General features: G+C 50.2%; 7 protein-coding genes. 1 reads left to right on the top strand and 6 read right to left on the bottom strand.

Annotation, left to right across the window (positions count from 1 at the left end):
• Window positions 1-267: 267 nt before the first annotated feature.
• A complete protein-coding gene (locus tag LKK83_RS08260; protein ID WP_324630581.1) occupies window positions 268-1,926 on the bottom strand; it encodes an NB-ARC domain-containing protein in 1,659 nt (552 codons plus the stop codon).
• Between the two features lie 1,297 nt (window positions 1,927-3,223).
• Window positions 3,224-3,925: a Crp/Fnr family transcriptional regulator gene (locus tag LKK83_RS08255; RefSeq protein ID WP_324630580.1), complete on the bottom strand. Its 702-nt coding sequence runs from the start codon at window positions 3,923-3,925 to the stop codon at window positions 3,224-3,226.
• 143 nt (window positions 3,926-4,068) lie between these two features.
• Between LKK83_RS08255 and hcp the strand changes: the two genes are divergently transcribed.
• The gene (hcp, locus tag LKK83_RS08250; protein ID WP_324630579.1) at window positions 4,069-5,721 is read left to right on the top strand and encodes a hydroxylamine reductase; all 1,653 of its coding nucleotides are present in this window, start codon (window positions 4,069-4,071) and stop codon (window positions 5,719-5,721) included.
• Between the two features lie 447 nt (window positions 5,722-6,168).
• On the opposite strand, the gene LKK83_RS31980 is transcribed toward hcp, so the two are convergent.
• The 4 genes from LKK83_RS31980 to LKK83_RS08235 all read right to left on the bottom strand — a co-directional run bounded on the left by LKK83_RS31980 (window position 6,169) and on the right by LKK83_RS08235 (window position 8,977).
• Window positions 6,169-6,312, bottom strand: a complete 144-nt coding sequence (locus tag LKK83_RS31980; protein ID WP_442957297.1) for a nitrate reductase associated protein — start codon at window positions 6,310-6,312, stop codon at window positions 6,169-6,171.
• Between the two features lie 119 nt (window positions 6,313-6,431).
• Window positions 6,432-6,941, bottom strand: a complete 510-nt coding sequence (locus LKK83_RS08245; protein ID WP_324630578.1) for a phosphate-starvation-inducible PsiE family protein — start codon at window positions 6,939-6,941, stop codon at window positions 6,432-6,434.
• Window positions 6,942-7,227: 286 nt separating this feature from the next.
• On the bottom strand, window positions 7,228-8,049 hold the full coding sequence (larE, locus tag LKK83_RS08240; RefSeq protein ID WP_324630577.1) for an ATP-dependent sacrificial sulfur transferase LarE: 822 nt from the start codon (window positions 8,047-8,049) through the stop codon (window positions 7,228-7,230).
• A gap of 154 nt (window positions 8,050-8,203) precedes the next feature.
• Window positions 8,204-8,977, bottom strand: a complete 774-nt coding sequence (locus LKK83_RS08235) for an ABC transporter permease (RefSeq protein ID WP_324630575.1) — start codon at window positions 8,975-8,977, stop codon at window positions 8,204-8,206.
• Between the last annotated feature and the right edge of the window lie 136 nt (window positions 8,978-9,113).

Raw genomic sequence — 9,113 nt, 5'->3', positions numbered from 1 at the left:
AACGGAGTGCGTGAGGCACTTAGGCGGGTCAGCTACCTAAATTAACGAGGCACGAAGCCCCGCTACTTCAGAGCGGGATGCTGATGCTTCTCTACCTTCCTCTTGGTTGCCTAAAAGTTTGATGGCCAGCAGAGGCGGTGTGAAGCTGGTCTGGAAAAGGGAAGATGGGCTAGGAAGTTCCTAACCCAAGTGCGAGAACCGCGAACTGGGCGCGATCGCGCTTCAGGGAGCGGCGATCGCGGCGAGTGTACTTAGCTGCGCGAAGGCTTAAGTTCCTAGCGCGGAAACCAAATTGCGGAGGTTGACGTTCGCATATCCAACTTCCATTTTCGGTTTGTCTTGCAAGGTACTTGCCATGTTGTTGAGGATATTCATTAAATCGTCATATCCGCCAGTTCGCATTATTATATATTGCAACTGATTTTTAATTTGTTGCATGACTGGCGTGCCTTGCAATTTGGTGCCTTTTTTGCCGCTGCTGACTTCTTTGGTCAGATTGTGTTGAATGAAAATCCTCATGTTTTCGAGGCTTTGATTTTTCATCAACTGTTTGAGTTCGTCGCAGGCATTGTCTACCAATTTGCTGGTGACGAATTTCATCACCAACGGTGGCAGGGTAAAGAAAATGTCGGAGGCGGTTTCTTGTTTTTCAATCAGCGATCGCCGCGTTAGGGAATCGAGATTTTTCAGCATATCGGACAAGGAAACCGGCAACAACAGATTTTCGCGCAACCGCGAAATCGAAACCGGACCGTTTTCGATGGCCAACCAGTAGACGATTTCTTCTTCTGAGGGGGACAACCGCTCGAATTGCTGTTCGAGCAAGTCGGTGAGGGTATCCTCCACGAACAGTTCGGTGGCTTTCAAGAAGCTGCCGGTGTTCCCGTTAAAGAAATCTTTAATGGTTGTCGCAACAATCTTATAGGCCAGCAGATTGTCCGCATAGCGCTTCACCAGTTCTTTCCACTCTTTTTCGGTGGGGCTTACGCCTTTGTCTTTGAAGATTTCGCGCGCTACATCTTCGTAGTCCATCGGTTGCAGCGTCCGCACTTTTCCGCCTTCGAGCAAGGAGATTTCGGCGGGTTCTTCGTCGGTGGCGATCGTCAGGCAGCTTTTATGGGTGCTTTCCGCACAGCGTTTGATGAGTTCGCGATAGCCTTCGTATCCCTTACGATAGTTCCCGGCGAGTTCGTCGCTTTCTAGGACGGTCTCGAAATCATCCAAAATCACCAAGCAGCGATTTTTCCGCATCAGCTCTAATAAGCAGGTAATTCTGCCTGTGGCATCTTCGGGTAACTCCAGTTTCTTTTGCGTGGAAAGCGACTGGATGATGCCCCCAAGCAAGTCTTCCACCGAAGGCGTTCCCGCCATCGATCGCCACACGATGTAATCAAAGTCTTGTTGCAGCTTTTTGGCCATCTGCACTGACAGTACGGTTTTGCCATTCCCGGACATGCCCAGCAGCACCAGCAACCGCGTTCCTTCGTCTACGATTAACTCTTCTAAGATATCGAGCTCTTCGGTGCGCTTCACCAGTTGGGACACATCGGGAGCCTCACCCCAATCTTGGTTCTGGCTGGCCCGGGGTGTGGGAGTGGGAGAGGTTTTGGCTGGGGTGGCTTTGGTTTTGGTTTTGGGTGTCGCCGGGGGCGGGGGAGCCATTTCTTTCTCCCGATCCTGGTATTGGTAGATGAGCTGGTGCCGCAGTTCGGCTAGCTTCCCAGGTCCGCGTCCGTAAATGCTAAATTTCCGGTACACTTCGCCGAGACGCTTGCGTACTGCAATGTTGCTAATCCCCAATTTGGTGGCGATCGAGGCGGTGGAATCCCCATCGAGCGCCATGATCACGGTTTCTAGCTCGGCGTCGGATACGCCGCGCTGTTTGGCGACTTGTTTGAGAAAGTCTTGTGGAATTGGATTGCTCAAGATAGTTCTCTCGCTTTTACAAACGATACTCCAATTTTCATTATACTGTGTTTCTTCTAATTTGCACGCTTTTTTACCCAAGGTTGCTGAAATTTTTTTTTCTTTCGGGTAGCGATCGCCCTTCCGAGGGTTTCGCACCCCTATTTACTTGCCGGATAAAAACAGCCACAATCGCCGCCCCACAAGCGATTTGCGCGTTATTATCTCCTTGATTTTCCCCCTTGACCTTTCCCCCTACCCCAGGGTTTTGCTTCCCTCCCGGCGGTAAAAATTTTCCCTACCCGGCATTTCTTGCCCCCTTGAATAAAAAATCAAGCTTGACCCCAGAACGACCACCGTTTAGTTTAGAGAGGGATAGACCACTTTGCAACCCCCCTAGAAGAGGGCCGCTCCTTGTGGCTTCGCATATTCTATCTAACGAGTTGCGAATTCCACGTGCTAAACTATTGGATAAATAGGAGGCCAAAGGAGTTCTCTACAGGGGACTGTTTCCTCGGACGATTTCCCCCGGTCAAAACCCCTATTTTCTGGCTCGAATAGCTTATACTTGCTGGAGCTAGGACATCATAACACAAGAAATAGACAAAAATCAACAAAAATCCCCAACAAAAAACTGTCCTATTTTATACCATTTTAGGTTTTAGAAGGTAGCCTTAGCAAGGCGGCTTGGGAGGAAAAACCACCGATCCCGCGATCGACTCGGTGGACTCGCGGGGAGTTGGGAAGTTATGCAAGGGGGCGAGGAGAAAATGGAAGCCACCGCAGCACAGGTGCTTTGTCCAGGGGAAGGGGGGAGGAAACATCTGGTGCAAGGATTTCCCAAAGCGTCCGAGTTCTGCCCTGCCCGAATTCGCGAACGTTACTGGCGGAGTTCTCTCCAGAGTGAGGCTTGGCGCGTGAGGGTTGCGGGAGTGCTGCATGGTTTCGCGGCGGGGGTACAAGCCCGGGGAAGTGTTGGCGGTGGATTGGCAATAACAATGCATGAGTTTAAATCCTGGGTTTTTTCCAGCCCGTAGAATTTCCACGGCGGAAATATATTTGAACTTCACTGCCCAAATGGCGCTGCAGGGGCACAGAGGAAGCCTCGGCTCATGTTGGGCGAAGCAGGGGAAATCGGGGTGGGTCTATACCCTCGGGCGCTCTGGTGGCTGTGCTTTGCCACAAGGCAACACTCTCGCGATGCCGGGTCTAACACCATATTTATCCGAGGTCAATCAGTGAAGAAAATCGGCCAAAGGGCGGACTTGTGCGGATGGGCGATCGCCCTTTCACGGCCAGATTCTCGCCTTTCTCCCGGCTACCCCCTTCCACCGGGCGGGGCTTGGGTATCTCCCGCAAAGCTCCTCAAAAGATCCTCGTCTAACACCCGAATTTGCGAGCCTTCAATTTCGATCGCTCCGCAGTGGCTGAGTTTGGCAAACACCCGCGAAAGCGTCTCCGGAATCGTGCCGAGAAATGCTGCCAACTCCTTTTTCGATATCTCCAATTCCACAAAGGGCAAGGATTCCGGACTCGACTGGCTTAACTCCACCAAATACGCCGCCAATCGTTGCGGCACATCCTTCAAGGACAAATCTTCAATCACCCGGGCAAACCGCCGCAAGTGACCGGCAAAAACGGCTAACATATTAATTGCGATCGCTGGATTTTCCCGCATCAGCCCCAGCAAAGCCGTTCGGGAAAAAAACAACACTGTAGAATCCTCCAACGCCGCCGCCGAAGCCGGAAAACATTCCCCATCAAACGCAGGTACCTCGGCAAAATGCTGTGACGCTCCAAAAATTTGCAAAATTTGTTCTTTTCCTGACAAAGATTCCTTAAACACCTTCACCCGCCCAGAAACCACCACAAAAAAACCGATCCCCGGATCTCCCTCCCAAAACAACACCGCTCCTTTCTCATACTCTTGCGCGATCGCAATTTTCGCTACTGCTTCGCGATCGCGGGCGGACACCCCGCCAAATAACCGCGTTTGCCCCAAAAATTCCGTTCTATCCATTCCCAATCCACACTCCTCCAATGCCTAAAATCGTCCCTCATTTTAAAAAATCTATCGGCCCTTGACTTAAGTCAAGGCGCATTCCATTCCACCTCCCTACCATAAAAATTAAGAACTCAAAAGCCACAAAGGAGAAATGACCTATGTTTTGCAGCCAATGCGAACAAACTGCCGGCGGACAAGGATGCTATCAATGGGGGTCTTGCGGCAAAAGCCCAGAAGTTGATGCCCTACAAGACCTTTTAACCCATGTGTTGCGCGGACTCGGACAGGTGGCGATCGCCGCCCGGGAAGTGGGTGTCACCAACCTGCAAGCCGATCGCTTCACTTGCGAAACCCTCTTTTCCACCCTCACCAACGTCAACTTCGATCCCGATAGCTTCGTTGACTACATCCACCAAGGGATTGCCCTGAGAGAAAACCTCAAATCTCAACTGCGCGCGATCGCCCCGGAACACCGCATCTCGGATCCCGCCGCCCACTTTCAACCCGCCGAAACCCTGGACGAACTCGTCGAACAAGGGCGCGACCTGGAATACCAATTTATCTCCAAATCCGCCCAAAACGTCGATATCTTCTCCCTCAAACTCACGGTTATCTACGGACTCAAAGGCATCGCCGCCTATGCCTACCACGCCCAAGAACTCGGCCAAGAAGACGAACGAGTCTATGCCTTTTGTCACGAAGCCCTGGCATCTCTCGGCGACGACACCCTCTCTCTGGACGACTGGGTTAACCTCGCCCTGAAAGTCGGCGAAATCAACCTGCGGACGATGGAACTGCTGGATCTGGCCAACACCGGATCCTACGGTCATCCGGTTCCCACCCAGGTTCCCCTAGGGGCCACCCCAGGTAAAGCGATTCTGGTGTCGGGTCACAACCTGAAAGACTTGGAAGAACTGCTCAAACAAACCGAAGGCAAGGGCATTTTTATCTACACCCACGGGGAAATGCTCCCGGCGCATGGCTATCCCGGTTTAAAACAACAATACCCCCATCTGTACGGTCACTACGGTACCGCTTGGCAAAATCAAACTAAAGAATTTGCCAAATTCCCCGGCCCAATCGTGATGACCACCAACTGTTTGATGCCTCCTCAAAAATCTTATCAGGATCGCGTCTTCACTTGCGGTCCGGTAGGTTGGCCCGGATTGACCCACATCGAAAACCGCGACTTCAGTGGGGCGATCGAAATGGCTTTGTCAATGCCTGGGTTTACCGAAGTTGGGGATCCGCGTCACGTCACCACCGGTTTTGCCCGCCATGCGGTACTCGAAGTTGCCGATCGCGTCATCGAAGCGGTTAAAGCCGGCGAGATTCGTCACTTCTTCTTAGTCGGCGGTTGCGATGGGGCGAAACCGACGCGCAACTACTACAGCGAATTAGTCGAAAAAGTCCCGGAAGACTGCGTGGTTCTGACCCTCGCCTGTGGCAAATTCCGCTTTTTCGATAAGGAACTCGGCGACATTGGTGGCATTCCTCGGTTGATGGATGTGGGTCAATGCAATGATGCTTACTCTGCAGTTCAAATTACCCTGGCTTTGGCCAATGCTTTTGATGTAGAGGTCAATGAGCTACCGCTTTCGATGATTTTGTCCTGGTACGAACAAAAAGCCGTGGCTATTTTGCTGAGCCTGTTCTATCTGGGCATTCAAAATATCCGCTTGGGACCGACTCTGCCGGCATTTATTTCGCCGAATGTGTTTCAGCTCTTATCCCAAAAGTACAATCTCAAATCTATTACCACTCCGGATGAAGATTTGGCGGCTTGTCTCGGCACAGCAATCAACGTTTAATTCTCTTGACATTGGACTGCACGGTTCTTCTCTTTTGATGGCTAAGTTCTCATCGCTTTTCTGCTATTGAGCGTTCGATACCCCCCGGTTTTTTGGCATAAACCGGGGTTTTTTTATGGTGAAAAAATGCAATCGTCTCGATGGAGTTCGAGTCCGAATCTGGGGGAATTGGTGGGAGAAAAAGATACAAACTCGGCTGATTGGAAGTCCGGACCTTTCGCGCGATCGCTTTTCCGAGGCGGGCTAATTTCTATGCAAACCTTTTGCCCGTCAAATGCAGTATAATACTCAACGATCGCACCGGAGAAAAGGAGGAGCGATTTGCCTGCTGCTTTCTGCCCGGGCTATATAAACAAGCGATCGATGCTGTGGGCGGGGGTATTTATTTTGTCTGCAACGAAGGAATGCCGCTAGTTGCAATCGGTTTGAATTTCGGTTTCGGGGGCATCAGGGCACTCGATTCATACTTGGCGGGTTTCGGGAGCGAAATTGGTTTGAATGGGAGGGTTTGAGTTGAACGCCACAGGTATCGCTTTTGTAGCGCACTTGTATGAGAATGCAGGGAAATCGGGATACAATCTCGGCGTTTATTTGAAAAAATTCAATCCCGATCGCTTGAGGGTACAGACACAGCCGGCGTCAAGGGGAACTTGATGCTAAAAAATGTAGCACTAGGTTGCCTTGCGATCGCCAACGAAGCCGCGAAGGAGTTACCTGCGCTTGGCGTTCATCGTGCGAACGATCCAGTAGCTAATGGAGAGGGCAAAAATTGCGACCGCTAATCCTAGTAAATCATTCCCCGAATATTTGGTCAAGTCAAAAATAATAATTTTTCGCGCTACAGCCACCAGAGAGGTGACTATCACTAATTCTACTTGAACCGTATGTTTTTTCAAATAAGCCGTGATATTTTCTAAAATCTCGATTGAAATCAAAACGTTTAAAAATAATCCAAAAATTTCAAATAAAGTGGTATTAAAAAAGCCAACAGGTGTTATCAATATTTTTTGAGCCAGTAAAACAATTAAATCAAAAATCGCTACGATGATGATAATCACCATCAGCACCGAGAGAATTTTGGCAATAAAAATTTGCAGGGTTTCGATGAGATGGAGAAAATTGGAATCCTCACTAGCATTCCTGAGTTTGTCAGACACTTTTTTTAACAATGACATGGCAGGTTGAGACAATAGAGGGGCAATGTCAATAGCAACGCCCACAATGCAAGTCTCTTGATTTTATCGCCGATGGTGCCGATCGTCTAGGGAAAGGTAAGAAAAATCTGCCACAAGGGTTATGGTGGCGGGGGATAAGAACCCCTCGAATCCCCCTTTTCCCACTGGCCCGTTTTTCGGGGATTCTCGGGAATGGGAAGGAGTGAAGGGGAGGGGGGGATAAAATTAAGATAGGCGTGGGATAATGGAAGGGCGATCGCACAGCAGAAAATCCGAAGGGTTAAGCTGAGCGATCGCCCAGCTTAACGGTTTTATTTTTGAGGAAAAAGCGTTACGATCGAGCGGCTAAAACTTCGGGTTGTAAGACTTGGTTGAGCTTCCCGCTGCGATAGCCTTCCAGGTCTAAGGTGACATAAACGAAGCCGAATTCTTGAAATGCGGATACCAAAGCGGGTAAATCTTGAGCGATCGCGAAGTCTTTAATTTGTTCTGGAGGCAATTCGATGCGGGCGGTGTCTTTTTCAGACCGAACGCGGAGATTTTGCAGCCCGAGTTGACGCAAGTAGCGTTCGGCGCGCCCGACTCGTTGGAGTTTGTAAACGGTGATTTCTTCGCCGTAGGGAAAGCGAGAACTGAGACAGGGTTGGGCGGGTTTATCCCACCAAGGTAAGGCGAGTTGTTTGGCGAGTTGGCGCACTTCAGTTTTGCTGACGCCGACTTCGGCGAGGGGCGATCGCGCCCCCCGTTCTTTTGCGGCTTGAATCCCGGGGCGATAGTCTTTTAAATCATCTGCATTGACGCCATCGACGACGTAGGGATATCCCCTAGACAGGGCCAAAGGTTTTAAGGTATCGTGCAGTTCGCTTTTGCAGAAATAGCAGCGATTGACGGGATTGGCGGTGTAGTTGGGATTGGCCATTTCTTGGGTTTCCACTTCTTCGTGGGGAATCCCGATCGCGGCGGCTTGAATTCGCGCATCTTCTAAGTCTTCGGGAAGTAAAGAAGGCGAAACGGCGGTGACGGCTAAAGCGCGATCGCCGAGGACGTCATAGGCGATTTTCGCCACTAAGGTGCTATCAATACCGCCAGAATAGGCAATTAATGCCCGATCCATTTGCTGAAATAAGGTTCGGAGTTGTTCGAGTTTCTGCATGATTGGCAGGTTGGGCGACAAATCAATGGTCAAAAGTTCCGGTGTAGCAGGGCAATTTCTGCGAGTTACGTGCTAGAGGTTGCCCTCTCTAGTGTAGCGTAGCCCGGGGTTTTGTGTAGTGGTGTTGGGAAAATCTGCTGCGTTTCCCGGGGCTTTAAAACTGTCGCCGCGCGAAGATAAAGTTAGCGATCGCCAGCATAACGATGGTGTAAAATATGCCGTAAATTGCATTGAAAAGCAGGGTGAGTCCGTCGGGCAATATACCATAAACCGCTTGATTTTTTAAATCCAGACTCGACAAGTTGGGTAAAATAAGATATAATCCGTGGGTGATGGTTTGGAGCGCGGGACTTTTGCTCAGTTCTCCGGCTTTGAGGATTTCGCCACTTAGATGACCCATCACGTAGAGTCCAAAGGTGAGCAAGGTGGCAAGTAAGGAACTGGTAAAGACGCCGAGGGCGATCGCTACGGCGGTGAGTAATGCCAGCTCTAAGAATAAAAATAACAGCGCCACTATCATACTGCCCAGGGGATAAGCCACTCCTTGCAAGCTCATCAATCCCAGATAAATTGCACTGGTCACGGCAATTAATACGGCAATTACCCCACACAATCCCAGATGTTTGCCGACGATAAATTCCGTTCGACTGATGGGTTTGGCAAGCAACAGGAGGACGGTGCGATTTTCGATTTCTTTGTTCACCAGTCCTGTGCCCACAAATGCCGTGACGATTAAGCCGAGAATCCCGATCGCGGCGATGCCTAAATCGAGCAATATTTTATCTTCGGTGAGTACGGCATATTCCGGTAGCAGTTGCATTGCGCCGACAAAAAATAAGGCAAACAATACGATAAAGTACAGTACCCGATCGCGAATGACTTCGGAAAATACGTTAGCAGCGATCGCTTTCGTTCTCGTCAGATTCACGCGGTCCCCTCCTTTATCCCTTGGCAGTTGGATTTTAATAGAATATCTCAGTTTGGCCTATTTTAGGAAAAAGCGAGTAGCGATCGCAACTCGGCGATCGCCATTTCGGTCTCTTCGCGCCCCTTTTTGATGGTTT

Origin of the sequence: Phormidium sp. CCY1219 (genome assembly GCF_035615515.1) — a bacterium.
Lineage (GTDB): Bacteria > Cyanobacteriota > Cyanobacteriia > Cyanobacteriales > Laspinemataceae > CCY1219.
This window is presented reverse-complemented; position numbering and strand designations above follow the sequence as displayed.

What these genes read in the sequence shown, in the direction of transcription:
- LKK83_RS08255 (WP_324630580.1), bottom strand. Translation starts at nt 3,925, where the DNA reads ATGGATAGAACGGAATTTTTGGGGCAAACGCGGTTATTTGGCGGGGTG.
- hcp (WP_324630579.1), top strand. Translation starts at nt 4,069, where the DNA reads ATGTTTTGCAGCCAATGCGAACAAACTGCCGGCGGACAAGGATGCTAT.
- larE (WP_324630577.1), bottom strand. Translation starts at nt 8,049, where the DNA reads ATGCAGAAACTCGAACAACTCCGAACCTTATTTCAGCAAATGGATCGG.